This is a genomic window from Methylobacterium sp. 190mf (genome assembly GCF_900107945.1).
GTDB lineage: Bacteria > Pseudomonadota > Alphaproteobacteria > Rhizobiales > Beijerinckiaceae > Methylobacterium.
Genome location: NZ_FNVI01000032.1, coordinates 1 through 26,141, shown reverse-complemented (window position 1 = coordinate 26,141; position 26,141 = coordinate 1). Strand labels below are relative to the sequence as shown.

Here is a 26,141-nt window from a genome sequence, read left to right as displayed (position 1 = left end):
AGAGGCTGCCTCCGAGGGCGCCTTAAATGCACCAGATGAAACCTGCACATCGGGCATCGTGGCCGCGAACAGCCTCCACGGCCAGCGAAGGTTGCCAACGGGTCAAGCAAACCGAAGTCGATCGAAGCCGATCGGACTGCGGTGCAATCCACCCCGCCTCTGCGTCGACCTCTGGCTGGGACGAGAGCCCGTCGATCAGCGAGCCCGAACTCGGCTTCGTGAGCCTGGCCGAGGTGGCGGCCCTGCAGGGCCGGCTGCGGCTGGTGGTGGCGCGCAGTGCCGCCTTTGTCGCCTACAAATTCCGGGGCGCGGAGAGCGGCCTCAACGAAGGGAGCCATCCACCGCCACCGCGCCAGCCCTGGCTTGCCGCAGTGCAACCCTTCTCAGCACGGTCGAGCGGATGATGACGCGGCCACAGCACTCTCGGAGCGGCGCAGGACAGAAGCGCTCCCACTAAGAGGCAGAAAGTTAGGAGACGCTACGAACGAGACGGCGAAGCGGATCTGGTTGCCGGTCTCACCGGAAGGATTGCCGAGGCAGCAGAAGTCAGTTCGGATGATGCAGGACGAAGGCGGGAGACAGCGATCGGAGCGCATCGTACTCGTGTGCCGTGTCTGACGACACGGCAGAGATGCCGGTTCGGTCCGGAGGGAGGCTTACCCATTCCTCCGGAGGAGGGGGATCCGCGTATTTAGCCCCGAGCCGCCAGGCTCAACAGTGCGCGCGGCAAAAAACTTGCGCGGGTACCCCCAGCGTTGCTGTGCGGGCTGCGGGACGTCAGTTCCAGTCCGGTCGCCAGAACGAAGGGCAACGCAGGAGGGCAAGGCCTCAGTTCAAATCCGGATTCGAACGGATAATCCGGTGCTCGGAGGGGGCGGTTCGAGCCGCGTCGGCCGCGAGCTGGATCGTTCGCAGGAGAGGCAAATTACTCGGCACAGCCTTGCTCGACGGAGACGTACCCTTAAGCCCCTCGTACATCTCTCGGATGAACTCGCGAACCGTCACGAGCCGAACCCCACCGATCGACCGGACGTTCCCGCTGGCAAACTGCAAAACCAGTACTTGCTCCAAGACCTCTGGCAACTCGATACCCTTGAATGCATCCTTGATGTACTTTCGACCACGCTCAAATTTACCAACAAATCTCTCTTCGCGCTTTTCAGCCGACAAGGCATCAAGAGAACACTCGACATGGAGCAGATGCTGCGTCACCGGGTTGAGCGCAACAACATCGAGCTCACCCTCAAATCCGCCCCGCGCGCGCGCACCAACTTGAACAGACACGCGGACGAAATATCCGTTGTACTGGAGCCACTCTGACACAAGCTGCTCTAGATGGTTCACGTCGAACTCCGCCTCATCTGCATAGCTCAACACCTCGCATGTTATCTCGACAGTCGTATGCGTGCGGCGCGCTGATCTCTCTGCGTACGATGAGCAGCCTATCAACCGAGTGGCAGCGCACATCGCACCTTCGATAGCTTAGAGCGGAGGCACCGCCCTGCCGTGACACAAAAGTCGCGTTGCGTTTGAATCAGGCAGGAGAGCCCTACCTCACGTTGTGGGATACACGCACGCTCCCTACGGTGCGACCCACCGCGCGACGATGATCTCGAGCCATGGCGAGCACCATAACTTCCGTCGGGAATGAGATCGCCCGCTGCGCCGGGCTCGTCGCGCCAGATCAGCGTGCCTGCTGCAGGCACGCATTACGGTTGTTGGTCGGGGAGAAGCCCCGTCGCGTCGGGACTACAGTCCTCCAGGGCGGACAGGTCCTCGATGCCTCCCACTGACATTCCGTCCACAAAGACCGGGCAGGCCCGACCGTTTGCGCTCTGGCACAGTCTGAAATCCAGCCCGCCCGCTCGTCTGCTCACGAGCCGCGACCCTGGCGTTCGTCTTGCCATCGCCGCAGCTCTTCTCCTCATCCTGATCGGTCTCGGGACGCTGATTGTACCCCGCGTCACGTCAAGCATCGCGCTCCTGCGCGCTCAGGATGATCCAGTCCGCCTCGCAGAACTGCGCCTCCCCGCCATCGCGACGCCGGATCGCATCGCCACGGAGATCGACGAAGCCTTGCGGCAGAACGACAGCGATCTCGCCGCCAGCTTCCTCGATCTCGCGGATGACCGGAGCATTCCGGTCGATCCCGAACGGCGAAAGCGCGTCGAAGCGGCCACAGGTACGTCCGGGCAGAATGCGGGCAAGGCATTTCTCGACGGCTTCGCCTCCGGCAACGCCACTTCGTGGGTCGGCACTGCCGGCTCGTTCGCGGCCGATCTCGTCGGCGTCGGCGATCTGCGCGACCTCTGGCAGGAGGGCAACAAGCTCTACAAGGGCGAGCCCTACGACGCCTTCGTCCTCGGCCTGTCGACAGCGGGCGTCGCTCTGACCGGCGTCACGGTCGCCTCGATGCTGCCGAGCGGCGGGGCCAGTGTCGCCGCCAAAGCTCCCGTGGCGAAGGGCCTGGATTTTCTCAAGGGAGCTCGAAAGGCCGGCCTCCTGTCGCGCGAGCTCGTCGAGAAGCTGCTCGGCATGACCCGGGAGGCCGTGAACCCAACCTCCCTCAAGGAGGCGGTGGCCGCCGCCCGCACCCTCAACGTGTCGGAAGCCCGTCGGGCCGCGCAGGCGGCGATCCGACCGGACGCCTTGCGAACCCTGACGCGTCTGGGTGAGGACACTCTCGCGCTCGACGCACGGCTCGGCCAGCGCGGCGCCGCCCAGGCGCTGAACCTCGCCCGGGACGCGGGCGAGATGAGCAAGATCCGCCGCCTGGCCGAAGCGATGGGGCGGCGGACGCGGGCTGTGCTCAAGCTGCTCGGCTCCTCCGCGCTTCTCTTGGGCAACATCATCTCGTTGCTGTTGCAATCGGTCTGGTTGGCGCTCGCGTGGGCCTTCACCGCCGCGATCTTCGCCCGCCGCGTCGGACTCACCCTCGGACGCATGGTTTGGGGACGCCGCCGGCCGCTACCCCAGCCCGAGGACAAGACGGTCGCGTGATGGACTGGCAGCGCGAGAACCTGCCGCGGATCAAACTCGATCGCCCGTGGAAGCGCCTGCTCTTACCGGGCCTCGCCATCCAATGGCTGATGTACATGTTCCCGTCCGGTCGCTACGGCTCGATCCTGTCCGAGACGCGGCAGGCGCGTAGCCCGCTGATGACCTACGTCTACAGCGCGGTCTTCTACATCGGCCTGCTGGCGCTGCTCGGCGGCGCGCTGACGCCCAAGGCTTGAGGCGCGGTCCATGGCGCGTCGACGAAAGAGCGCGGACGACGGCGGCTTCGGGTTGATCCTGGTCTTGCTGCTGATGGCGCTGGGCGTCATCGTCACCGTGCTCACCTTCCTCTTCCAGCTCGCCATCACAGCGGCCTTCTACGCGTTGCCGCTGGCGGTCGTCGCCGCCCTCGTAATCCTGCGTGAGGTTGGGACCACCCCACCCGCTCTCCCGGACCCGGCGCACTTCGATGATGCGGGCGCCTCACACACGGTCGCGAAACTGCTCGGCCAGCAGGATTACTGGGCACGGCGGCATCAGGATCAGTACGGCCGCGGCTCGCACGAGGGCCTCAACCTGACGAAGGGGAGCGGCGAGACCCGCTTCGACACGCGCAGCCGGCTCGGTCGGGAGTTGAACGCAAACCTCGAAATCGCCGAGGCCGCGCTTCTGCGCATCGCCGGTGCAATCCACGAAATTCGCCTTCAGATCGGCACCGACCTCCCGGCTTGGCGATCGGAGTTCGACATCTGGACGCAGCGCTACGCCGTCAAGCTCTCGATCCTGCACGCGCTGCTCGTACTCGGGGGCGCCAGCCTCATCCTGTACGTCTGGTCAATCGCAAGCCCGGATGCCGCCTACGCCGCGCAGGCCGTGCTGCTTTGGGATCCGCTCCCAGCCCGGATGCTGATCAGCCCGTTGGTCGGCGCAGCCCTGCTCGCCTACGCGGCCTTCGCCATCGCGCTGAAGATACACCGCCGTCAGCTCCTCCGCCGCCTCGACGGCGACCGAACCTTGGCCTGGCAGTACCTCGAGGCGAAGTGGTCGATCCACACGGACGCTGACGACTTCTTCGACATCGACCATTCGGAAGCCCCGCGCGAAGAGGCACGCTCTGACCATCGGCGCGAGACAGAGCAGACGTCGCCCAACACGCCGTGGCACGAAGTCCTCGGCGTCTCAGCGGCCGCCTCCGAAGCGGAGATCAAGACGGCTTACCGCGAGGCCATCAAGGGCTACCACTCGGACCGCGTGGCGAGCCTCGGTCCGAAGCTCCGCGCCTTGGCCGAGGAGGAATCGAAACGCCTCAACGTCGCCTATGACGAGGCGCGCAAGGCACGGCAATTTCGCTGACGGCATGGCACGGCCGCCCCTCTATCCAGAGGACGGTAAACGCGTCTCGAACCTTGCCATTGAAAATCGCTTCGTAGTCGCGAACGCGGCGAGGCCACAACCGCTGCGGGCGGGCCGCTGGCAGGCGTAAAGACGCGTCCTCCTGTATTGCGCCAGGCGAACCTTCGTCATCGGTGCGGCTAGCGGACGTTCGGCTTTCGCCCATTTCGGTCCCCTTAGCCGTTCTCGATCAATCATGAAAGCGGATGTTAACTGCAAGGGCTCCGGCCGGCCGACGCAGCCGCTTCGGGTTTGGCACAAAAGAAACGCAGTAGTCTTCCTAAAATCAGAGACACTGATCAATTCGCTTCGTTTGCCGTGTCAAACAAGAACGTCGAGCTAAGCTTGACCATAAGGAGGCGTGTGATAGCTTCCCGCATAGGTTGTGTGCGTTTGCGCAGCCTATTCCGGAGTTAGTGCGTAATGAGTAGGTCCACAAAGGCGCTCGGCGCGTTGGTCGGGCTCCTGGGCGCGGTTGCATGCAACTCACTCCCGACGGTTGGGCCTGCTCTCGCTCAAGGTGTGGTGCAGCGAAGCACTCCGGATGCCTCACCGGCCATGCGTGCCGCTGAGGCTACTGTCCGCGAGGCGATCTCGCGCGATGTGAGCACCACCCTGACTGCCGACGACAAGCGGGATGATCTCAAGCGGTTTCTCACCAGTTCGCTGCTCAAGAGCTTTAACAAGGGTGCGCGCGACTTCGATGGCGATCCGTTCACCGGCAGCCAGGAGCCGGAGTATTTCGTGATCAGATCGCTCTCGTCGATCCAGCAAGCTCCTTCGAGGGTCGATGTAACCGTGCACTTCGGTAATTCGACCGTGCCGGATCTTCAACCGGTGATCCGTTACGAGATGACCGCAGTTGGCGATCGATGGCAAATGGATAACATCGTCTACGTCACAGATAAGCAGAATTTGCGTCAGACCCTGAACCGGAAGCATTAGGCCAAACGCCTTCCCGCGCGTCACTCACTCCCGAGATCCAAGAGATGTACCGTAATTTTGTGCTGGCCGTGGCGCTTACTTTAGGTCCTGCCGCAGCGAAGGCCAAGGCTTTCAACACGCCGACAGTCCTGGACGGCACCTGCCTCCCGAGTAGCCACATCGCTGAGGGAGCGCAGACGGAGGATCTAACCAAGCGGCAGTCGCGCTTCTTCTGTAACTCGGTGGTGATCATCAACCCCAACAACGATGCCTCACGCGTCCTGTTCACCTTTGTCGAAAAGCAGTCCGAGACGAACCCGCAACTCGGCTACGCAGGCCACTTCACCGAACGAGACATGGTCCGAGTCGAACGTGTCTACCTGCGCAGCGGGGTGGCCCAGACCGTGGATGACGGCGCCTGCAAAATTTTCCGGAAGGGCGGCCAGATCTCAGGCATCTCGTGTGGCGCCAAGCTCGATCAGGGGGACCGCAGGACGGTGCCGATCGTCGGGTTCGACGTCCGTGAGGCCAAAGCAGCCGCCACCGAGAACGCTGGTGATCGCTATCCGCCTTATCGTCGTTCCGGTGTTGCCACCTGCACATGTCCAGGGACGAGCATCGAGTTCTTTCTCGATGGGGACGGTCACGCGCAGGTCACGAACGTCCAATCGAACTACGCAGGCTTTACCAGCGCATCCCGGGTGAAGCGCTGGTCGGCATCCGTCGTGGAGAAGGGTGGCCAGAAGCTGCTGGTACTGGACAACGGGCGGAAGTCCCGGATCATGACCGACACCTCGACGCAGAAAGCGATGGGCTTTCTTGCCGATGGCGGGGTGTCTGACATGTTATGTCAGGTGCTGGTCAAGCCAGATTGACGCCTTACGGCTCATCGAGCCGGAGCATGAGTATCGCTGGCAAGGGATCAACTTTTTTCCGCAAGAGTAAAGCTCCTCGCCCGGATCCAGGCAGACGCCTGACTTGAATGCTGCGATGTCCGGCTGAGCCTGGTCGAATGGCGAACGCGAAGGTACCAGGGCCGTGCGGATTGGAACGTGGAACGTCGAGTACGCTGCTGGGTGGGAGAAGAACGCGCAGCGCCGTGCTCTCCTTGAACACCATGCCTGCGACGTGTGGGTGCTCACCGAAACGCACGATGAGCTTGAACTCACGGCAACCCATGTCGCGGTCCACAGCGCTCAGCGGCCGACCGGGCGGCGCGGAGGCCGTTGGGCTTCGATCTGGACCCGCTACCCTGTCCTTCAACAGCTTGAAGTGGTCGACCCGCGACGCACCGTGGCCGCGCTGGTGGACGTACCCTCAAGGCCACTGATCGTCTATGGGACCGTCATGCCTTGGGCGAGTGACCGTGGCGACGCAGAACCAGCTATGCCGGCGCGCAACTGGTCCGAGCTTCACCGTGTCGTCGTGCAACAGGGTAAGGAGTGGGCTGCATTGCGCCGCCAGCACCCGGAGGCTGACTTGTGCGTCGCGGGCGATCTGAACATGAACCTCGGCGGGAAGCACTACTATGGCACCGCCCAGAGCCGCCAGCTCCTGCGCGAGGCCATGAAGGCATGCGGTCTGTTTTGCGCGACCGAGACCGAACGCATTCCTGCCGGAGCGCTGGCACACCCCCCTATCGATCACGTTCTGCTGCCCTCAGCTTGGGCGTCTCGCTCGGAGGTGGTCGCAGCTTGGGAGGGCAAGGCGAGTTCGGAACAGCGCCTGAGTGATCACAGCGGATTGGCGGTTGCTGTAGTCTGAGTGCGTTGGCACCTAACAGGGCTCTGGACGAGAGCCATCCCGAGGCTCGGGGCGAGCCTGGCTCGGTCGCAGCGGTTCGGGCGGGTCGCTGCCTAAGGTGGAGGTCATGCCCAGCCAGATCGCCCCTCTCGCCGCCAGCGCGTTGGGCCTGGCGCTGGACCATGGCGCGATCCTTCGACGGGGATACGTCCACTTCTGTCGTCCCGGTGGCGCATGACCACGACCGGCGTCGTCAGAGCGGGCCGGCAAGTTCCGACGCCGAAGCATCCACGGCGTCAGTGCCCAGGGATGTCAGCGCGACGGGTGCCGAGCAGATCTCCTCAGTTCGACCCTTCGAGCGCGAGGCGGCCCAAAGAGCACACGAGTGCCTACCGTCCAGCGGCAGGTTCGCCCACTCCAGTCTAGCGAGGAAACAGAAATTGATCAGTCCGCTGTTCGAGAAAACATCCGTGCGCGGCCTCGCCGTCCTGTCCTTCCTGGACTGGGCGCAGAGTTCAAACGATGCGCTGTCCGATGCCACGAGTGGCGCCGGGACACACGGCGCGTTGGTGCGCCAGTTCGGCATCTTGGCGCTGCCGCCGGTTCAGCGCAGCGCGGTCTGGCGCCCGAAGCAGGTCACGGACCTGTGGGACTCGCTGCTGCGCGGCCTGCCGATCGGAAGCTTCTACCTGATCGCACGGGGAGGTCAGACGCGGGTCCCCGTCCGCGCCCTCTCGCCTGAAGCCCGTACGCAGGAGTTGGCCGCATCGGGATACGATCTGCTCGACGGCCAGCAGCGCACCCGCGCCATGCTGCTCGGCCGCTGCGGGCCGACCCGCGATCATCGCTGCCTCTGGATCGATCTCTCCGCGCGGGCCAAGCATCGCCTGCATATGACGAGCGAGAGTCAGCCCTTCGGATACGAACCCGAGACGGGTCAAAAGCTGTCGCGCGAGGATCGCCGCAAGGCTCGTGAAGCGTTCGATCCTCACAATGCGCTCGTGACCGGGGACGGAACACGCACGCTCTACGACCACGAGATCTTCCAGCACGTCCTCAGTGCGGATACTCCGGTGTCCCGGCGCCTACCTAGACCGTTCAAGGCGTCGGCCCACACGCTCCGTCTCGACGAACTTCTGGCCGCCTGGACAGACGGCCGCGATGCGAACGGGGTCGGCTCAGCCGCGCTCGCCGCGTTCGCCGCCCTCCGCCTGCCGGACGCGGAGCCTTCCGACCTCGCGCTCGACCGGCTGCACGCCGACTTCGAACGTCTCGCGCAGGCAGAGGTCGCGCTGCTACGCGTCGATCCTGCCGGATTCGCCACGTCGGCGGAGGGTGCCCCCGACAGTCTCCTGATGCTGTTCGACCGCATCGGGGCGAGCGGGACGCCGCTTTCGGGCGACGAGCGGTTGTACTCGGTCCTCAAGTACCACCAGCCCCGGATCCACGACGCGGTCGCGGAAATCCACGCGGAGGTCGGCCGGGTGATCGCGCCGACCAAGATCGCGATCTCGGCGCTTCGCCTGGCCAACGCTCTCAGCAACTCGAAGGCCAACGGGACACCTGATGTGGCGACCTTCGCGGGTTTGATGGTCGACCAGACCGAGCCGGAGGTGGCGTTTCGTCGGGTGCTCTCGTCCCTGATTCCGGTAACGGGGCACGCCCAGCGGGATGCCCAAGCCGCGCGCCTGACGCGTGCCTTTCAGGCCCTGCGGGGTCTCCTACAGTACGACGCGCACACGAACCCGAACGGCCTACCGCATGTGGCCCTGGTGCAGCTCTCGGCCGAGCTGTGGCAGGTCCTCCTACTGTGGGCTGTCCTGCGCCTCGACGCGGGGTGCTCGGATGCGGATCTCGCGTCCTCGCGCGACGAACTCCTGCGCTTCACGCTGTTCTGGCGTCTCTGCGTGTACAACGAGGGGCGGGCCGCGGCTTGGTCCTACAGCCTGCTGCGCGGCCGCCTTTCAGGGGAGGCTTTCCCGGCCGGCGCACTCTACGCCCGCTTTATCGGCGTACCGAGCGGGGAACCCTGCGCCTATCGCCTTTTGCCTGCAGACACGTTCGAACGCTGGCTCGTCGGCGAGGCGGCGTCCGTCTGGCGGTCGGTCAAGCAGCGCTTCCAGCCCGAAGGCGCGCCCGTCGGCTACGAGCAGCTTGGCCTGGCTTGGTGGCGCGGCGCGCGCAAGATGCTGCCCTGGCTCCAGCGCGCCTACGTCGCGGGTGCCTTCCCCGGGTACGATCCTCTCTCCGATCGCGACGACGACCTACCCTACGATCTCGACCACCTGTGCCCGCAAGCACACTGGACCGGCGATCGACGTCCTGTCGAGCGCGCCGTCGCGGCGGGCGAGCAGGAGCGCAGGGCTATGGGCGCCGAGCGTTATGAGCTCGGCAATGCCATCGGCAACCTCCGCCTCATTGCCGCATCCGAGAACCGAAGCGATGGGGCTCGGCCGCTCGCCGAGAAACTCATCTTCTTGAGCGATGCACCGGCCGCGCCCGAGCTCGAGGTGACGATGCGCCACCTGGGATTCGACAAGGCTGATCGCCCGCTGTGGCGCGTCGCGTCGGGCGTAAACAGGCATTGGGATGCCGCTCGTCTCGAAGCATTTCAGCAAGCGGTCGAACTTCGCTCTGCGCGCCTCTACGCCCTGCTCTACGACGAGCTCGGCTTTGACACCTGGATCAGCGCTGTCGCGGCCGCAGAGAACGATCCTGCACCTGACGATGCGGAGGATGAGCCGGAGGCACCGGAAGACATCACCACGCAGGTAATGTGACCAAAGCTCACGATGTGATCGATTCCGCAGGCTGCGTCGGTCCACCGACGGCGCGGCCCGCAACTGACAGGCAGGCGCGATACCGTTCCTTGAGAGCTTCGGGCGCGAGGATCTCGACGTGCTCACCCCAGGTGAAGAGATGCCACGCCATCTCGGTCAGACCCGACGCACGGAACGCCACGGTGACGCTGCCGTCGTTCCCCGTGTTCACCTGCTGCTGCGGGTGGAAGCGAAAAGATCGCGCATCGGCCGCAACCGCCGGGGAGAACCGCCAGAGCACGTCGAAGACCTTCTTATCCCAGAACGCGCCGAAGGAGCGGGCCGCGTAGGCTGAGAGGTCGAAGGTCTCGTCGCGCGCGAAGCTCGCGCCGGTCAGGCGCAGCCGCGCGATGTTGGCGATCGCGTAGAGGCGGTACTCCTGGACCTTGGGATGGGGATTGAAGCCGACGAGGTAGGCGCGCGAGCCCGTGAGAAAGCCGTAGGGGTGCAGGATCGGGTAGGAGAGGGTGCCCGTGTCGCGCCGGCGGTAGACGAGCCGAACTTCGTGGCAGGCGAGCACCGCCTCGCGCAGTTCCGCCACGAGATCGGGCGAGATGGTCTCTTGCGGGCCCGGCCGGACGACGACGCCGGTCGCGGCGAGCAGGTCGGCGAGATCCGCGGCCACCGGCCGGAACGACGACCGGCTGCGATGCGCTTCGAGCTTCCCCGCGAGCGTGGCGAGCCGCCCCGCTTCGTGGTCGAGACCCTGTTGACGTGCGCGCTCCGCGGCGAGGCGCAATTCCAACAGCTCCTCCAGCGTCGGGGCGTGGAACGGCGTCAGGCGGCCGGCGGGCACCCGCCAAGCCTTCGTGCCATCGTCCCGCGTGACGAAGTTGAGGCCGCCGGGCAGGAGACGGTGGAGCGTGTCGCGCAGGCGCTCGGCAGTGCGACGCTTGACCCCGAGCAGCTCGGCCATCTGGTCGAGTGTCAGCCCGCCGCGCGCTTCAGCCAGCGCGAGCCCCAGTGCCAGCAGGCGTTCGGCGGGCGCGTAGCGCGTGCTCATCGTTGGCCCCCATACGTCCGGTTCTGACGCATGTGCGAGGTTTAACCCCCGTGGCACCCCGATCAAGGCCTGCGGCGATTTTAGACGGACGGTTCGGCGGGTGCGTGACGGGGAGGGTTGGCGATGGCGTGGGGAACCCGCACGATCGGGCGCGGTGAGATCGCCCGGGCTCAGGCCGAGGCACGTCGGGCTGAGCAGATCGCCGCCCGGGGCGGCTTCGTCGCCTGCACGATCGAGGCGGCGAGCGTACAGGCACTCAAGGATGCCGGCATCGTGAGCGATGGCGCCGAGACGGAGGCGAGCGGCACCTTGATCCTGACGATGATGCGCGATGCGTGCGACGCCCTTCTCGCCGAGCAGCTGCCCGGGGAAGGCAACGGCGCGACCCTGCTTCGCCTGTTGCGCCGCGATCCGGCCGCCTGGGAGGCGGCCCACGCCCGTGTCGCCAAGGCGCGGCGGCGGGCGGCGGCCCCCTTCACCCCCAAAGCGGAGCTCGCCGCCCTCGCCCGCGCGGCCGTGGCCGAGCGCGATCGGCTCGCCGGCCGCAGGTGAGAGCGACCGATCTGTCCGGTTCTGTCGCACGCTCCAGTCATGCTCGGAGACAGCGTGCGGCTTGGCAGTATCCAGCCCGATGCGGTGCGAGGCGTGATCATGAGCGAGCCACGATCGTGCTGGTCAGGCGCGGCCCAAGCCTTGACGCGTGAGGCGCTGGCGGCCGGCGCAGACGGCACCGGGCTGTGTCTCAAGCACAGCGCGGGACGCTTCGGCGTCTTGGTGGATGCGCGCCCGCACGGCGGATTGCGGGTTTTCGATCGGCGGGATGGGACGCGCCACACGTTCATGGACCCGGAGGCGCTGATCGCGGCCGGCTGGGTCGTCGACTGATGGGCCTCCACGTCGCTCCCCAGGAGGACTCCTATGTCGCGAGAGAACGCGTTCGATCGGCCGCGCGGCGCGGCGCACGTCTCCGTCGGCCTCTACGATCCTGCTGATGGCCGTGACCCAGGTGAGGATGTCGTCTTCGGTCCCGGCGAGGTCGTGCGGGTGCGCGATCCGCAAGCCAGCGTCGTGGTTCAGGCAATCGGCCGGCCTCTGCCGGATTGGGTGACGTCGATGCCGGTCCTCGATCGCTGCCCGACCGTCGAACTCGTGCTGCTGCACGAGGCGTCCTGGGCCGTGACGCCGAGTCAGCTCCCGCCGCGCCTGCGGGCGTTCTCACCGCAGGTGCGCTGGATCGTCCATGCCGCGGCTCTCGCGGACCGGTTGAGCGGGGAGGGGGTGTTGCCCCACGCGGCCCTGCGCATCTCGGCCCCGACGTCGGATCTGGACACCGTCGGCCTGGCGCTCGCCGCCTATACGCGGGGCTGCGAACGGCTCATCGGCTGCGATCTCAGCGATATCCTGGCGGTGACTGGCACCGCGGGCGACCTGACCGCCGACGGGTGCGCGGTGGTCGTCGAAGGACGCGCAGACGAGAGTCGCGGCGGTCGGCTGAGCGCGGCGCTCGCTGCGCTGGCGGCCGAGGGCTTCGAGGGCGGCCGCCTCCTGATCCAGCTCCTGCGCGCGGAGGATTTCCCGGCCTTCACACTCGAGCGCTTCGACGCCTGCATCACCGCAGCCCACGCGCACGACAGCGGGCGCTCCTGGGTGGCGACGATTCTGCCCGGGCGGGATCGGACAGCACTCGTCTTGATCGCCTTCCGCCTCCCACACGCGACGCCCGCGACGCTCAGGATGCGCGCGGTCCGAGCTGCTCACGGCGCCCCGCACGGGGACGCGGCCACGCGAAATCCCACGACAGATTGAATGGTGCCCGGGCTCGCCCCGGGTCGTGCGCAGCGGAGCGGATGGATGACCCAGGCTGACCAGCTCAACCTCTCCGCCTTCGTGGAGGAGCTCTACCTCGAGTACCTGCGCCTGCACAGCGTCTGGGGCTGCCCGGTCCGTATCCCCGCCGCGGCGCGGCTCTGGGCGCCCCACCCCAGCCCGACGCGGATCACCGCGAGGGCCGCGCGCGCGTTCCGCGACCGGGTCGAGGCCGCCGCACGTGGCACAGCGCCGAGCGAGAAGCAGGGCGGCCTGACCTATGCCGACGAAACCCGGCGTCTGTGGGAGGTCGTCGAGGCGGCCGTCCGCACCGGTGCCCCCGCCGGCCCGGACCGCCTCGGGACCTGGGGTTTCGCGCTGAGGTGGCAGGAAGAGGTCGCGATCCTCGATGTTCCGGCCGCTCAGCGCATCACCGCGCCCGCTCCCACCCCCGCGGCACCGGAGGCGGAGGAGGGCGGGACTGGGCTTGGACGCCCGCTCGCCCGGCGCGGGCTCCTCAGCCTCGTGGCCGCCGCGCCGGCCGCGCTGGTGCTCGCCTCGGAGGGCGCCCGCGGCGCCGATGCCGGTGCCCCACCCCGCGTGCCGCCGTCAGAGGCAACCGGGCTCGTGGCTGCGGGTGGGGCACCGATCCTCGCGGCGGCTGCCGCTCTGAGCCAGCTCGGGACCTTGCCGTGGGCGGATCGATACGCGCACGCCTGTGCGGAGCGGTTGGCCTGCCCCGAGGCGCGCCTGCGCGAGCTCGATGCCGGCCCGTTCGTATCGGCTGCCACGCTCGTGCAGCGCCTCATCGACACGCAGACGGGCACGGGCAGTCATCCGATGTACCGGGCGGGGGCACTGCGCGACCTCGCACGCGCGCAGACCGCCCAGCACGTGCGGTTCCACGCCTCGACCGCCGGCCTGCTGCTCGCCCGCCTGCGGCGCTACGCGGCCACGGGCACGACGTGGTACGCCCCCGATCGCGTCACGCACTCCCCTTGGGACGGGCTGGTGATGAACGCCACCTTCGACCTAAGGAATTTCTGCGCCTCGCTGCGGATGCGCGATGAATGCGTGGTGGCAGCGGACGACGCCCTCACGTTTGCCAACGAGATCCAGGTCACGCTCGGCCCGCTGCTGCTGCGCATCGACCGAGGTCACTCCCGCCTGCTCGGGCCGACGCTCTGCGCGTGGGTGCCCCCGCGGCTCCGGAGCGTCGAGGCCGAGGGTTCGGCTCCCGTCACCTACATCTGGCTCGTCAGCGACGAGGGTGCACGTGCGACGTGACACCCACACGGGCGCTTGCCGTCACGACGCAGCCTGGGCTTGCTCGTGTTCGATCTCGATCTGCGGAAAGCCGCGGCCCCAGGGGGCGCACCACGCTGGCTTTGTGTCCGGTGGATCGCGGTCGAGGAGCTTCTTGGCCACGAGCGTCGCGAGCGCTTCAGCCGGGAGCGTACCGAGCAGCTCGTGCATCTGCTGGTCGTCGAGGTGGATCGCGAGATCGAAGTCCCGTTCGAGCCGCATCCGGATCGCCGGCACAGCAACAGCGTCATCCTCCGCATCGAAGTAGGCTCGGCAGATCTCATCGACCTGCCGCTGCAGGGATCGTTTTTTGTCACGCAGGACGAACTCGTGTGCTCTTCGCATTGCCACCATAGCCTCTCCTTTATTCACCCCTCACATGAGGCGGTCGACGACCGCGAGTTTTTTTCGGCCGGGCGCGCCCAGAAGCTCATCTTGAACGCGTCCGGCCCCTCCGCTCACGCCGCGACCGACCAACCCCCGACGACGATCGCCTCGATGTGTTCGTACTCAGACACCTCACCCGTGCGGCATCGACGATGCGCAGACGCCCCTCGAGGATGTCGTCGGCCGCGATGAAGCCGGACTGACCGTTGCCATGCTGGAGGCGCAGCGCGTCGGCGCCGACGACATCGACGTTGATGAGCGCGGCGAAAAGGCGGGCGACGCCGTCGGTGAGGCCAAGCCCCTCGGCCGAGCTCTGAGCGGCGGCCAACCTCCGATCGTCGTCAGCCTCTGACAGCCATGGAGGTAAGCTCGCGTCGTCTGGGATTGGCATCATCACCTCGGCTTGTGTGTTCTGCGCGATGACGCCAACGGCGGCACCGCGACCGGGCGGGGCGGCCGGCTCACGCGCGCGCGTCCGGCCAACCATCAGGGACAAAAGCCGATGCGGGCTCGGCCGGATTGCGGCTTGACCGCGACCTCGGCCGTCAGAAGCGCGAGCAGCTCGGCCGGGTCGCGGACGCCGAGCACGGCGGCCTTGCGCGCGACGACGCTGAAATCGCCAGGCGCGAGCGGCCTGAGGTCGCGCAGACCCGCGGGCGCGGGATGACCGAACTGGGTCTCGAAGGCGCGCACGGCCTGCTCCGCGCTCATCGGGCGGAACTCGACCTTGAAGAGGAACCGGCGCAGCGTCGCCGGATCGAGGCTCTCCATCAAGTTCGTGGTGCAGGCGAACGGGTGCTGGGCCGCCTCCATGTGCGTGAGCATCTCGTTGACTTGGCTGACCTCCCAGCTCGCGCGCGCGCCGGCGCGGTCGCGCAGCAGCGAGTCGGCCTCGTCGAGGATGAGCATGGCGCCGCGCTCGGCCGCCTCCGCGAAGGCGGCGGCGATCGCCTGCTCCGTGCCGCCCACCCACATTGACAAGAGATCGGAGGCCTTGCGCTCGATCACGTCGACACCCAGGCGCGTGGCGAGGTGGCGCGCGTAGGCACTCTTGCCGGTGCCCGGCAGCCCATGAAAGCAGAAGGACAGGGCCCGGCCCGGACAGGCGGCGACGCGCTCGGCGAGGTGCGCGAGGTCGACATCGGCCGCCGAGAGACCCAGGTTGAACGGCGCAGGTGGCCGCAGGCTAGCGGTCGCGCGCCCTGAGAGGGTCTGCTGGATGGAACGCGCGGCGAGGCGCGCCGCCTTCGCACCACCCTGCGTGAGCTGGGCCACACGCAGCCCGCCGTCGAGGATCGCCGGGGCGGCCTCGATCTCGGCGAGGCTGTCGAGATCCTGGGGCGGCAGCACCAACCGACGCCGCTCGGCGATCCACCCGAGCATGATGCGCCGGCGTTCACGGCCCGGTTCGCTCAAGCGTATCGCCAGCGCCATGCGACGCATGACGGCCGGCCCGAGACGCTCGGGGTGGTTCGTGATCCAGAGGGTCGGCGCCTCCGTGGACTCCACCAGGCGGTTCATGAATACCTTGGAGCCTCGGCGCTTGCCGGCGTCGTCCTCATCGACGCCCGTGAAGATGTCGTCGGCCTCGTCGACGACGAGGAGCATGCGCCCCGCACGCGCCGCCAGCGCGCGCGCGACCGCGAAGGCCGCGATGCGGTCCTGGCGGTTCGGTTCGGCGTCGAGATCGTCGGCCTCGCCCACGAAGCAGGCGCGCGCTGACAGTCGGGCGGCCAACGTGCGCGCGAACTCCGTTTTTCCGGTACCGGGCACGCCGTGCACCAGGACATTCACGCCCTTGCTGCGCCGGGCGAGCGCGGCGCCTACCAGCGCCTCCGCCAGTTCGCGGATCTCGCCCAGATGCGCGAAGTCCTCCCAGGCGAGGTCGGCCGGCGCGGATCGCCCCAGCAGGGCGGTGCGCAGAGTCTCGTCCGTGCTCGCGCTGAGCCGAGCGATGTGCAGGACGGTGCCCGAGGGCGCGAAATCGCCGCCGTTGCGGTCTTCGAGCAAGCCGAGCAGCCGCAGCGGGCGTGCAGCTTTCAGGCGCTGCCGCACGCGCTCGAGCGGCTGCGCGGTGAGCGCAGCGAGGCCCGCCACGTTGATCTCGTCGCGCCCCGAATGCGCCTCACCAGCCAGCGCCGCGAGTGTCTGGAAGGGGGCAAAGAGCGCGGCCCGCACGGCGAGCTTCAGGATCGTGCCGTCGAGGGCCGAGAGGCCGAGCGTGCGACACAGCCACGCCAAGCGCCGCTCCAGCGCGGACGGCGGCGGCGCGTGCCTGCGCGTGGCCAAAGCCTCCACCACGGGTTTGAGGACGATCCAGGTTCGACGATCGACCTCGCCGATCCCGATCTCGAGATCACCGAGATTGAGCGCCGGCAACGGGGCGCAGCCGAGGCGGCTCGCGTTGTCGACGAACCATTTGACGAGGGCGCAATCGGGGGTCGACCCGCTCGATCGGGACCGTTCGGGCCGCAGGAGCGCGGTGTGGGCGCACAGGCGCAGGTGAAAGACGTCGTAACGGGTCATCAGCCTCTCTCAAAACCAGGCGAGAGAGAAACACGGCCGCTACGACAGAATAGGACGTATGCACGCGCCTTAGCACTGCCGTGCCCCCGATCACGACGCATGCATGGATCGAACGAGTGCGGTAACGCTCGTGGCGAACTCGACCTGCCGGCGATATCGGCGGATAAGAGTGCGGACCACGCATGACGGCCAGCGCCACGGACAGACGATCATGGCCAGCGCGGGACGAAGCGGCGCGAGCACGGTCCACTCAACGTCGCTCACGCGGATCGCAGTGAGACCGCATGCGAAGGGCGTCTACGGCGGCTCCGTCCGTGCCGATGAGCACGTTGGGCTCGGCTGGGTCCACATCCGAAAGGCTCCGCAGCTACGGGATCGGCTACTCCCGCCAGTCCCAGGGTTGACTGAGAATCACGGCGGTGTGCTGCGGCGGCCAGTCGGTTCGCTGACTCCGCCGGCATGCCCCTTCCGACTTCTCGTACGGAAGATCATAGAACGTGACGTGCCGCAGGCCTTGGCCCAGGACGACCGCGCGTCCGCCCTCGACCCTCGTCTCGACGGGGTCGAGCGACGTGTCGACGGAAGTCCACTCGGAACCGCCGCCATCGGCGAACCACATGCGAACCTTCTTCTGGGCTGGCAGGATTACGACCGACTGGATGACCCGACCCGACAAGAACTTGCATTCGAGAATGATCGGCCTCGCCGACGCACCGGTCTGCTGAGCTTCATGTCGGGCGCCGAAGCCCGCGGCCGACTGGGACGCTACCGCTGTAAGCAGAAGCCCCAATGTTGGAAGGACGGGAAATCTCATTCGCTGCCTGCGGTTTCGAGGATGGTCCGCAAGGCGTTCTGCCGCCGCACCGGTAAGAGATGGATGAAAGGCTTGCGTTCAATCGTGATGCACTCCGTCTTGACTTGGTGTTCCTATCGGTAGGCAGATCTGCGCTCGCTGCTTGCTTCGGGCGCATCGCGCCAGGTTGGTGCCGATCACTGCGGAAAGCCATCTGCCTGACAAACAGGCGCTTGAACCCTGGTGCTGAGCCGCGGCTTCAAGCGCATGCTCGAGGCTGTCCTTCCGGGGGCCCGGGCTTCGCGCGCGGCGAGCCCCTGCATGGAGAAGGGCATGATTGACGGCCTCGGACGATGTTTCGATCCAGAGGCGAGGGCGGCTGACGGACGGCTCAATGCGGACGCGGTCTCAAAGGGCCAGTGCCCTCCGCATAGTCCTCGAGGGCGCAGCCGTTGAGGAACTGCCGGCGCCACAGGAAGGCACGGTCGACTTCGCTCAAGGCCGTCTCGTCGCCGGAGCAAGATGCGCCGACCGCAGCAAAACGGGCTCGTCGGCTTCAGTGCGCCGGGCTGAACTTTATGCCGTTCCAGTAAAGCGTGGCTCCGCAGGCCTCGTTGCCAGCCTTGCCGCAGGACGATCCGTGCAAACCCAGGATCATGGCCGACCGACCATCGATGCGTTCGAACCTGATGCTGCGGATGTTCTCGTCCAGCGCCTTCACGTAGGCACCCTTCGACGAGACGAAGATCTCCCTCGTGCAGCCGGTCGTCCCGCAGAAGAACGCCGCATCGCCGCCGCAGGCGAACTGACCGTAGTCGAGGACAAAATCGTCGCTGCCGTCCCCGTTGACGTCGCGACGCTCGACGAAGGTCGTCCCCAACTTGATGGGCGCGCTTCCACACATCCTCTTCCGGGCGTCGACGGCCTCCCGGATCTCGAACGGCAGCTTCTCGAGGCGCGCATCGAAGCCCGTGTCCGACACGCGCTGCCGGAGGGCAGCGTATTCGAGTCGCAGCTGTTCGCGCTTCACCTTGAAGAAGGGGAAGCATTTGTCCACGTCTTCCGCATTCGAAAAGGCGATCTCGAGATGCTTCGGGTCGGCCACCGTGCCGAGCGTAAACTGGAGGTTCGTCATGACAAATTTTTCGGGAGCTGCGTCCCAATCCAGGCCAACCTTCGCGATGGCCCGGTTCGCCTCCTGCTGAACCTCGCGATCGAGGAGCTCCGGAAACCGGCATGCTCCGGGCACCACGGGAGCGGGTGCTTTGGACGCTGCCGCTACGGCACCGCCCCAACGCGTCTCGCGCCCCGCGCTCCCGCTCGCGCCGCCCCGGCCTGTGGAGCAGCCGTAGGGTTCCGTGCACGTCAGTCTCGACCGACGACAGAAGCTGTCGGCCGCTGCCGCAGCCCAGCCCAGGCGGTGGACAGCGACGACGTAAGCCGACGACTGGCAGTCCACGCCTGCTTGGCACTTCGAGAGATCCGGCGACGCCGCGTCGACGAGGGCCGAACGGCCGGATGCGGAGAGGTCGCGACCGTATTCCTCGAAGCCCCTCAGCTCGGTGGCGCCGTCGAGCCACTCGAGATGCCGCTCTGGGCACTGCCGAGCGAATTCACGCCGGAGGCTTTGACCGGCCGCGATCCGCTCCTGGTTGGTGGAGGCCTTGTGGGCCTTCGGCCGGCTCGCGGCGGGCGTACATCTCTGCCAGGTCGTGGACCGGCCGCCCGCGCGTTGCGTCAATCGATCTCCTTGAACGCGGAGATGGAACACGTCTCTGTAGGTCCTGCCCTCGCCCTCGCACATCGCCTCCACCGACCACCCGTCGGCGTCCGCGACGACCTTCTTGAACCTGCACTCGTTCTCGTAGCCGACCAGCTTGTCCGCGGTCAGCACGATCGGCACCTCGTCGGTGAAGCCGGGGTCGTTCCCGCACCAAGACAGTCTGTAGGCCCATTTCCCAACGTATGCCGGCGTTTCTGATCGTGCGCCGAAGTTGTGCGGTCCCGGGGATCCACCCGCGCCCGGGTTGTCCGGACCGCTATGCAAGACTTTGCCTTCCATGGCGTGGAACAGGGCGAGGTCTCGATCGGGCTGCCTCTGCTTCGCGCTCCAATCCACCGCCACGGCGGACGATGAAGATGCGCCTACGAGAACGACCGCAGCGAAGCAGGCAAACCGGAGCGGGAACATGGCTCTCTGTCGAAAGAGGGGCATGCCTCGAGTATTAAGGAGCGAACGCTTGAGTGCAGGTTTACGGAGGAAGACGACGTCAGAGGTAGTAAACGCCCCCTCAATCGAGGGCATAAAATCGCCTCGGCCAATCGACGTCCATACCGCAGTCTGGATCACACACGATCAGCTTGGAATCAGTATGTGTCGGCCAAGCCTGCCTTATAATTTTCCGATTCCTCAATCGCCTTGATCTCCCGGATCGGTCGGCGCTGCGACAGCTTGAACCGGCTCTCGCGATCGAAGCTGCCGCGCGCGCCGCATGCGCCGAGGCACCACGGGATGCCTTCGTTCTTATCGAGGTCGATCACCCGCATGTCGATGTGATCGCCAGTGTGGGAGATCGTCATCCGGCAGCGGAAGGTCCTACCGTTCGCGCTCCAGGTCCAAACCTTCTGATCCAAGACTTTGACCGGCTCCGACTTCTCGTAGACGTATCGCGCGCCGTCGACACGGAAGAGGCCGGCAGCGTCGCACTGATGCGCGTTGCTCCACGTGGTGTGGATCTCGATGTAAGCCTTATCTCGCCCACGCGGCAGGATGATCATCGTGTTTGTGCCCACACGCGGATCGGCGTTCCGGTAGGAGCCCGCGGTTCGAGCCACGAACCGGCTGGCCTCGTCGGCTAAGGCCGGTGAAGCGAGCAAAGCGATGGCGAGCGTAAATGAGGCGAGGACGGCATGGACCATGGACCGCTCCGAGTTGGCTGGGGCCTGTCGCAAACATTCAACGCCAGAAACAATCATCTTCGAGCGACGCGCCGCGATGCCTACGCACCCCTCCGATGAGAGAATTTGGGCTGTTCAACGGGCTAGATATTGGCCTCTCGCACCAGGATGTCGCCTTGCCGAGAACATAATTTTCTACACCGCACGATGTTCGCCTCCGTATCGCAGCTAGCTTATCCGAAACGAACGTGAGACAAGAGATACGAGATCTGTTGCCACATCTTAGAGGCGCCCTCGACCAAGTGCCACTAGCGGCCCCGATCATTGGTTAATACGTATACAGACACAACGTGGACAAAACCTTGATGCGAATTCGGTACTTCACCTTAATTCTCTCCATGCTCGCGCTCCTACCTCCATCGGCTCAGGCTCGCGAAGCATTCGAAGGTGTTTGGGCGCGCACTGACAAAGAGTGCCGCGACGAGGATGGGCCGAATTCACGCGTGGTGATCGATCTGAACAGCAAGGGCGGTCCGCTCGCCGAGCGCTATGAGTGGCATTGCAAGATCCTCAAACGAGCGCCTGTTGAGCAGGCGACGCGTGTGCACCTGCGCTGCCACGAGTTCTGGGAAGAGTATACCAAAAATCAGAACGGGGAATTGCGCAGCGAGACATGGAGTGTACGAAGCCCGACCCGGATGCTCATCGATGGCAAGCCCTTTGTGCGCTGCATCCGGTGATTCGATGCCGTGATCTGCATGCGCCACGCGGAAACTGATCTTGGATCTGACGCACTGTTCAGAAACCTTGGCAAGGCCGGCCCCGCCCCCTCGATCCGGCGCTAACCACTCGGTTTGAGATAGAGTTCAGAACCTTCGATCATCTCTGGCCAGAGATGATCCCACCTTGCGTTAACGCATGGCACCTAGGCTGACCGAATACCCACGAAGGTTGCCAGATGCCCTTGCGCGCCCGCCGAATCCGCATGATCGCGGCTGCTCTCTGTGTCGCTTCGTCCGCGCACGCCGACGATCTGAGATCTTCCTACATCTGGACCCTGTCGGCAGGCGGGGGTACGCCTAAGCTCGGCCTGCAGTCGCGCGATCCGGACCGGCGCTCTATGGCGTTCGAGCGGTTCTTCATGACTTGTCGCCGTGCCGGCGGCGTCGAGATTGTGGCATGGCCGGTTGACCCGAAGCAGAGGGATCCCGAACCTGGTATGCCCGCCAACCTGGCGACGGACACGACACATCACCCTCTGCGGGGCTGGCGGCGATCGTACAACGAAATGGACGAGGTGGTTCAAATCAGCGTGGTCGCGCCGGACCTGTCGCCGGTCCGGGATATGATCGGTGCCGCGAGCATTCGGTTCGGTGTCGAAGGGATTTCTCTCGCGCTGCCTGTCGCCACGTCGGCAGTCCGGGGATTTCTCACTCGTTGCACACGATATGCTCCGCATTGACCGACCGAACTGATGGCGCCTGGAGAGGCTTACAGCCCTTCCGGGCCCTGTCTTGAACGCAGCGGCCAAACGTCAGACCTAGCCGCTGCGCCTGTCCATGCGATCGGCACACTGTTCAGCGGCCCAGGGCGCGGAGTCGCTGAAGGCTGCCCCAGCGCCGGTGGCCGAGCCGACGCCGGCAAAGAGCACACGCGAGGGCAAGCCCTTCCTCGGCTACGACGTCGATTCGCACGATGTCAGCGTGAGTGCCGGGGGCGCAGCATCACACCGCCCATCCCGCGGCGCGGCATCGAGAGTAGCGAGCACCTGGGACACTCCCGCTGGATCGTAGAGTGCACCCTAGCGTGGTTGGTCGGCTTCCGTAGGCTCGCCACCCGTCACGCGCCGACCATCGCCGCGCCCTGACGACGCGTGCCGGCGCCCTCAGCTGCCGAACCTAGGCCGGACGGCTTTGTCCCTGCCTCTTGGTCGACGGGCCTGCAAACGGCTCCCATTGGCGCGAGCGCCTGTCGAACGCGGGTTGGGCTTTCGTGCCCAGACAAAGATCGACCCGATCCGCCTGTATGATTTCCGACAAACAGGTGAAAGCCCGAAACATTGACGGGCAAAACGGCCGCCAGTTGTTCAACGAAAGCCGAACCCCATTAGCGGTCTGTAAACCTTAACTGTGTCTGAAGGGGCTTACTTGGTTCTGCATTCGTTGCGTCGAGAGTGTTTATGATCCGCCGTTTGGTTCTGGCCGGCTATATCGGCTCGGTCTGGTCGGGAGCAACCTTCGCGGCGGATCTTCCGCTGCCGATGCCCATCGCGGCCGCGCCGATCCCGATCTTCAACTGGACCGGCCCCTACAGCGGCCTCTTCGCTGGCTACGGTCACCTGGACAACACCACGCATTCGGTCTGCACGGGACCGGGAGGTGCCGTGGGCGATCTCGGATGTCCGATCGTCGGCACGGGCCGCGCGCCCGACGACGCCTTCATCGCCGGCGGGGAGCTCGGATACAATCGCCAGTTCGAGATCGGATCCGGGCTGGTGATCGGCGGCGTCGCCGACTACCAGTTCACGCGGTTGCGCAACTACGGCCTCAAGACAGGCGACTTTCCTGCGGTCGGCGGGGAGTATCCCTTCAGCATCGCCCATGCGGGCCAGCGGCTCGACTACCTGACGACGGTCCGAGGAAAGATCGGCTTCGCCTCGGACAGGGTGTTCGTCTATGCGACGGCTGGTCTGGCCGCCGGGAATGTCCGCATCGATACGAACACGAGCGTGTGGGGCGTACTCCCGTTCGACGGACGGAAGGGAGAGTTTCGCACCGGCTACGTGGCCGGTGCCGGAATCGAGTACGCCTTCAGCCAGCGCCTCTCTGCCAAGATCGAAGGGCTGTACTACGACCTAGGAGAACAGACAGTTCGCGCTCCGGACTCCTACGGCGCCGCGCCGGGCTACCTTGTCGGGACGCGGGTGGCGACCAACGGCTTCCTGACCCGGGTGGGCCTCAACTACCGGTTCGGAGACGGGTTGCCGTTCCTGCCGCCGACCGATCTGGCCGATTCCACCCCGATCGCTCCGGGTGTGTGGAGTTTCGAGGCGGGCGCACGCTACTTCTATAGCTCGGGCACACACCGCTATACGCTGGGCGACCCCTACGTGCCCGGACAAGTCAACTCCCGCCTGACCTACAAGGGGTACGACGCTCAGGCAGGCGAAAGCTTTGCCCGCCTCGACCACAATCCGACCGGGCTGTTCGCGAAGGGCTTCCTCGGATCTGGCGAAGTCCTTCGAGGCAGCCTGCACGACGAAGATTTTCCGCCGGGCAACTCCCCCTACTCGAATACGGTATCCCAAATTAAGAACGGCGACATCGGCTACGCTGCCATCGACGCCGGCGTCAACGTCTTCGATCGCGACAACGTCAAGATTGGCGGCTTCGTCGGCTACCAGTACTTCTCGGAGTTGGCGAACGGTTTCGGATGCCGGCAGGTGGCCGGCGGAGAGATCTGCGCGGGCGACACCGCCGTCGGCGGCAACGTGAAGGGCCTGACGGAGAACGCGCGCTGGAACGCCCTGCGGATCGGCTTGATCGGCGAGGTGCGTTTCGATCGCCTGAAGATCAGCCTCGAAGGCGCGTACCTGCCGGTCGTGGCGATGGACGGCGTCGACCGCCACTGGCTGCGGCCGGACATCAATCCGCTGCCGCAGCGTGGCACGGGCGACGGCTACTTCGTCGAGGGCATCGTCTCCTACGACGTCACCCCTTCCATGAGCATCGGCGTCGGCGGCCGGTACTGGCGCATGCAGGCGAGCCCCGGCCGGACCCAGTTCCCGGCCGTTCCGCCAAGCCCGACCAAGTTCGAGACCGACCGCTACGGCGGCTTCGCCCAGGTCTCGTACAAGCTCTCGGATATGGGATTCGGTGCACCCACCGGACAGCCTGTGCTGCAAAGCAACTACTGAACTCGGGCGCGCCAGTGTTCAATCAATGTGATTGAACACTGGCGTCGAGACTGCCGGTAGATAGCTAGGATCGATCCAACATGCGCAGATCGAAAACGCTGCGTTTGTCAGCAAGCGAGCCCCAGATATCCAAGAGCGGTTAACTCGGCTCACCTAACTTGAGGCGAGGGACCGCGCACGGTCGGAACCAAGTGGCGTAGTCGAGATGCGCAAAGTCCGCCTCCTATCCTGCGTTTCCGTCCTGCTCGCTGCGGGTTCGATGATGGCCCCGGCCTCGGCCACGTTCGGTTCAGGGGCGGGGCAGTCCAAACACGCCAGTGTCGCACCCTTGGCGGGAACGCTCGTCGAGCAGGGCGAAGCGGGCGGAAGCGCCATGTTCTCGCTCACGAAGCCCGGCGCCAGCGCCACAGTGTTCGCTCGCAGCATGAGGCCTTCGTCGGCACTCGCCCTCGCACAGCTTCCGAGGCCCTCGGCATCTCTCAGATGGAGGCCTCGGAACTCGGGGTATGTGTACTACTCCGCACCCGAATCCGACACGATCGCGTCGTTGCGCTGCATCGGGCCGGGCGCCCTCGAGCTGACAGTCGGTGATCCCCACGAGAAATCCCGTGCTTCGAGCGAGCGCGTGGCCACCATCCTCGCGGGCACCGCGGTGGAGCAGGCGCGGTTTCGGGTCACGGAAGGCGACGGAGACCAACTCGTGTTGTCCATCCGTGCCGACGGCCCGGCCATGTCCGCGCTCGCCCAGGGCAACGACATCCGCGTTCGAGTCCCGACCGGCGGTACCACGCCTGTCGTGGGCGAAGGCGGCGGCCCGCTCATTCGCAGACTGAGGGCCTTTTGCGGTGGGACGTCGGCCACCGCGGTGCCCGTCGGTTCGGCAGTCTCGACGCCACGACGTACAGGCGGCGATGACAACGAGGGCTGGTGGGTCGTGCTGGCGACCGGATCCGACGCGCCCGACCGGGAGTCCAACGGCGGCGTCCAGGTGGACCGCGCAGCCGGCCGTTGCGGGGTCCGGACGTTCAACGACTTCTCCTCGAAGTTCGTGGGGTTCCAGCCCGGCTACAACGTGTTCGTCCTGTTGGGCTCACCCTACGGCAGCCGGGAGATGGCGGAAGCCAACCGGCGCCTCGTGCAGCCCTGCTTTCCAGGCGCCTACCTGAAGCGGGCGCGCTACCTCGGCGAGTGATCCGAGCGTCGCGACGCGATCCACGCATCCGGCCGGTCGGCTACGCGGCCGCCTATGCATGGCAGGCCGTCCACGCGCCGTCGGGACTGTCAGGAATTTCGTGTGGGGGCGGCCATAGTGGACCCGAAGGAGGTTCCCGATGGCACGACGCAAAGCACCCCGTATCCCTGACGCGATCCTGGACCAGCTCCTGGCCGGGGCCGATCCGAAGACGGCCTTCGAGGCCGATGGCCTGCTGGACGAGCTGAAGAAGGCCCTGGCCGAGCGGGCGCTCAATGCCGAGATGGACCACCATCTGGCGGGCGAGGACGCCGGCAACACGCGCAACGGCTATGGCCGCAAGACGGTCACCACCGAGACCGGCCGGATCGAGCTTTCGATCCCGCGCGACCGGCAAGCGACGTTCGATCCGCAGCTGATCGCCCGGTATCAGCGCCGCT

Annotated in this window: 25 protein-coding genes and 1 pseudogene; 19 read left to right on the top strand and 7 right to left on the bottom strand. The window is 66.2% G+C overall.

Annotation, left to right across the window (positions count from 1 at the left end; genetic code table 11):
- The first annotated feature begins 26 nt into the window (after window positions 1-26).
- Window positions 27-404, top strand: a complete 378-nt coding sequence (locus C4T42_RS31635) for a DUF2958 domain-containing protein (protein ID WP_146074049.1) — start codon at window positions 27-29, stop codon at window positions 402-404.
- Window positions 405-828: 424 nt separating this feature from the next.
- On the opposite strand, the gene C4T42_RS27295 is transcribed toward C4T42_RS31635, so the two are convergent.
- Window positions 829-1,377 carry a hypothetical protein gene (locus tag C4T42_RS27295; protein ID WP_103986217.1) on the bottom strand — a complete coding sequence of 183 codons (549 nt, stop codon included), beginning with the start codon at window positions 1,375-1,377 and terminating at the stop codon, window positions 829-831.
- 402 nt (window positions 1,378-1,779) lie between these two features.
- Here C4T42_RS27295 and C4T42_RS27290 point away from each other — a divergent pair, with 402 nt between their 5' ends.
- The 7 genes from C4T42_RS27290 to C4T42_RS27260 all read left to right on the top strand — a co-directional run bounded on the left by C4T42_RS27290 (window position 1,780) and on the right by C4T42_RS27260 (window position 9,836).
- Entirely contained in the window at window positions 1,780-3,000 is a 1,221-nt protein-coding gene (locus tag C4T42_RS27290; protein WP_146074048.1) for a hypothetical protein, read from the top strand.
- On the top strand, window positions 2,997-3,236 hold the full coding sequence (locus C4T42_RS27285) for a hypothetical protein (RefSeq protein ID WP_146074047.1): 240 nt from the start codon (window positions 2,997-2,999) through the stop codon (window positions 3,234-3,236). The genes C4T42_RS27290 and C4T42_RS27285 overlap by 4 nt, the downstream gene beginning before the upstream one ends.
- 10 nt (window positions 3,237-3,246) lie before the next feature.
- A complete protein-coding gene (locus tag C4T42_RS27280; RefSeq protein WP_103986214.1) occupies window positions 3,247-4,350 on the top strand; it encodes a J domain-containing protein in 1,104 nt (367 codons plus the stop codon).
- Between the two features lie 597 nt (window positions 4,351-4,947).
- Window positions 4,948-5,334, top strand: coding sequence for a hypothetical protein (locus C4T42_RS27275; protein WP_103986213.1), 387 nt, complete (start codon window positions 4,948-4,950; stop codon window positions 5,332-5,334).
- Window positions 5,335-5,378: 44 nt separating this feature from the next.
- Window positions 5,379-6,188 (top strand): hypothetical protein, encoded by an 810-nt coding sequence (locus tag C4T42_RS27270; protein ID WP_103986212.1) that lies wholly within the window; start codon window positions 5,379-5,381, stop codon window positions 6,186-6,188.
- A gap of 163 nt (window positions 6,189-6,351) precedes the next feature.
- Window positions 6,352-7,077: an endonuclease/exonuclease/phosphatase family protein gene (locus tag C4T42_RS27265; protein ID WP_103986211.1), complete on the top strand. Its 726-nt coding sequence runs from the start codon at window positions 6,352-6,354 to the stop codon at window positions 7,075-7,077.
- A gap of 419 nt (window positions 7,078-7,496) precedes the next feature.
- A complete protein-coding gene (locus C4T42_RS27260) occupies window positions 7,497-9,836 on the top strand; it encodes a DUF262 domain-containing protein (protein WP_181049225.1) in 2,340 nt (779 codons plus the stop codon).
- A gap of 7 nt (window positions 9,837-9,843) precedes the next feature.
- Here C4T42_RS27260 and C4T42_RS27255 read toward each other — a convergent pair whose 3' ends face one another.
- Window positions 9,844-10,878, bottom strand: coding sequence for a WYL domain-containing protein (locus C4T42_RS27255; protein ID WP_103986209.1), 1,035 nt, complete (start codon window positions 10,876-10,878; stop codon window positions 9,844-9,846).
- 123 nt (window positions 10,879-11,001) lie between these two features.
- On the opposite strand from C4T42_RS27255, the gene C4T42_RS27250 reads away from it, so the two are divergent.
- Genes C4T42_RS27250 through C4T42_RS27235 form a run of 4 tightly spaced genes read left to right on the top strand, consistent with a single transcriptional unit; the run spans window position 11,002 to window position 13,971 of the window.
- Window positions 11,002-11,430 carry a hypothetical protein gene (locus C4T42_RS27250; protein ID WP_244603292.1) on the top strand — a complete coding sequence of 143 codons (429 nt, stop codon included), beginning with the start codon at window positions 11,002-11,004 and terminating at the stop codon, window positions 11,428-11,430.
- Window positions 11,431-11,469: 39 nt separating this feature from the next.
- Window positions 11,470-11,763, top strand: coding sequence for a hypothetical protein (locus C4T42_RS27245; RefSeq protein ID WP_103986208.1), 294 nt, complete (start codon window positions 11,470-11,472; stop codon window positions 11,761-11,763).
- A gap of 33 nt (window positions 11,764-11,796) precedes the next feature.
- Window positions 11,797-12,684: a hypothetical protein gene (locus C4T42_RS27240; protein WP_103986207.1), complete on the top strand. Its 888-nt coding sequence runs from the start codon at window positions 11,797-11,799 to the stop codon at window positions 12,682-12,684.
- A gap of 45 nt (window positions 12,685-12,729) precedes the next feature.
- On the top strand, window positions 12,730-13,971 hold the full coding sequence (locus C4T42_RS27235) for a hypothetical protein (protein WP_103986206.1): 1,242 nt from the start codon (window positions 12,730-12,732) through the stop codon (window positions 13,969-13,971).
- A gap of 21 nt (window positions 13,972-13,992) precedes the next feature.
- Here C4T42_RS27235 and C4T42_RS27230 read toward each other — a convergent pair whose 3' ends face one another.
- A complete protein-coding gene (locus C4T42_RS27230; protein WP_103986205.1) occupies window positions 13,993-14,343 on the bottom strand; it encodes a hypothetical protein in 351 nt (116 codons plus the stop codon).
- A gap of 244 nt (window positions 14,344-14,587) precedes the next feature.
- On the opposite strand from C4T42_RS27230, the gene C4T42_RS32115 reads away from it, so the two are divergent.
- On the top strand, window positions 14,588-14,728 hold the full coding sequence (locus C4T42_RS32115) for a hypothetical protein (protein ID WP_181049224.1): 141 nt from the start codon (window positions 14,588-14,590) through the stop codon (window positions 14,726-14,728).
- Window positions 14,729-14,862: 134 nt separating this feature from the next.
- On the opposite strand, the gene C4T42_RS27225 is transcribed toward C4T42_RS32115, so the two are convergent.
- From C4T42_RS27225 to C4T42_RS27210, 4 genes are all read right to left on the bottom strand, one after another.
- Window positions 14,863-16,902 (bottom strand): AAA family ATPase, encoded by a 2,040-nt coding sequence (locus C4T42_RS27225; protein WP_103986204.1) that lies wholly within the window; start codon window positions 16,900-16,902, stop codon window positions 14,863-14,865.
- 379 nt (window positions 16,903-17,281) lie between these two features.
- Entirely contained in the window at window positions 17,282-17,521 is a 240-nt protein-coding gene (locus C4T42_RS31630) for a hypothetical protein (protein WP_146074045.1), read from the bottom strand.
- A gap of 730 nt (window positions 17,522-18,251) precedes the next feature.
- Window positions 18,252-19,886: a hypothetical protein gene (locus tag C4T42_RS27215; protein WP_146074044.1), complete on the bottom strand. Its 1,635-nt coding sequence runs from the start codon at window positions 19,884-19,886 to the stop codon at window positions 18,252-18,254.
- 176 nt (window positions 19,887-20,062) lie between these two features.
- The gene (locus C4T42_RS27210) at window positions 20,063-20,614 is read right to left on the bottom strand and encodes a hypothetical protein (RefSeq protein WP_103986201.1); all 552 of its coding nucleotides are present in this window, start codon (window positions 20,612-20,614) and stop codon (window positions 20,063-20,065) included.
- A gap of 329 nt (window positions 20,615-20,943) precedes the next feature.
- Between C4T42_RS27210 and C4T42_RS31625 the strand changes: the two genes are divergently transcribed.
- The 6 genes and pseudogenes from C4T42_RS31625 to C4T42_RS27195 all read left to right on the top strand — a co-directional run.
- Complete coding sequence (locus tag C4T42_RS31625; protein WP_146074043.1) at window positions 20,944-21,333, top strand: hypothetical protein; 390 nt, start codon at window positions 20,944-20,946, stop codon at window positions 21,331-21,333.
- Between the two features lie 218 nt (window positions 21,334-21,551).
- Window positions 21,552-22,055 carry a hypothetical protein gene (locus C4T42_RS31620; protein WP_146074042.1) on the top strand — a complete coding sequence of 168 codons (504 nt, stop codon included), beginning with the start codon at window positions 21,552-21,554 and terminating at the stop codon, window positions 22,053-22,055.
- 231 nt (window positions 22,056-22,286) lie between these two features.
- A pseudogene (locus tag C4T42_RS32545) lies at window positions 22,287-22,495 on the top strand (IS5/IS1182 family transposase); the annotation flags it as partial.
- 277 nt (window positions 22,496-22,772) lie between these two features.
- Window positions 22,773-24,509 (top strand): omptin family outer membrane protease, encoded by a 1,737-nt coding sequence (locus C4T42_RS27205; protein WP_103986200.1) that lies wholly within the window; start codon window positions 22,773-22,775, stop codon window positions 24,507-24,509.
- Window positions 24,510-25,017: 508 nt separating this feature from the next.
- Entirely contained in the window at window positions 25,018-25,701 is a 684-nt protein-coding gene (locus C4T42_RS27200) for a hypothetical protein (RefSeq protein ID WP_103986199.1), read from the top strand.
- A gap of 139 nt (window positions 25,702-25,840) precedes the next feature.
- Window positions 25,841-26,141: transposase (locus C4T42_RS27195; RefSeq protein ID WP_181049223.1), on the top strand; the 301-nt coding region annotated here is incomplete at its 3' end.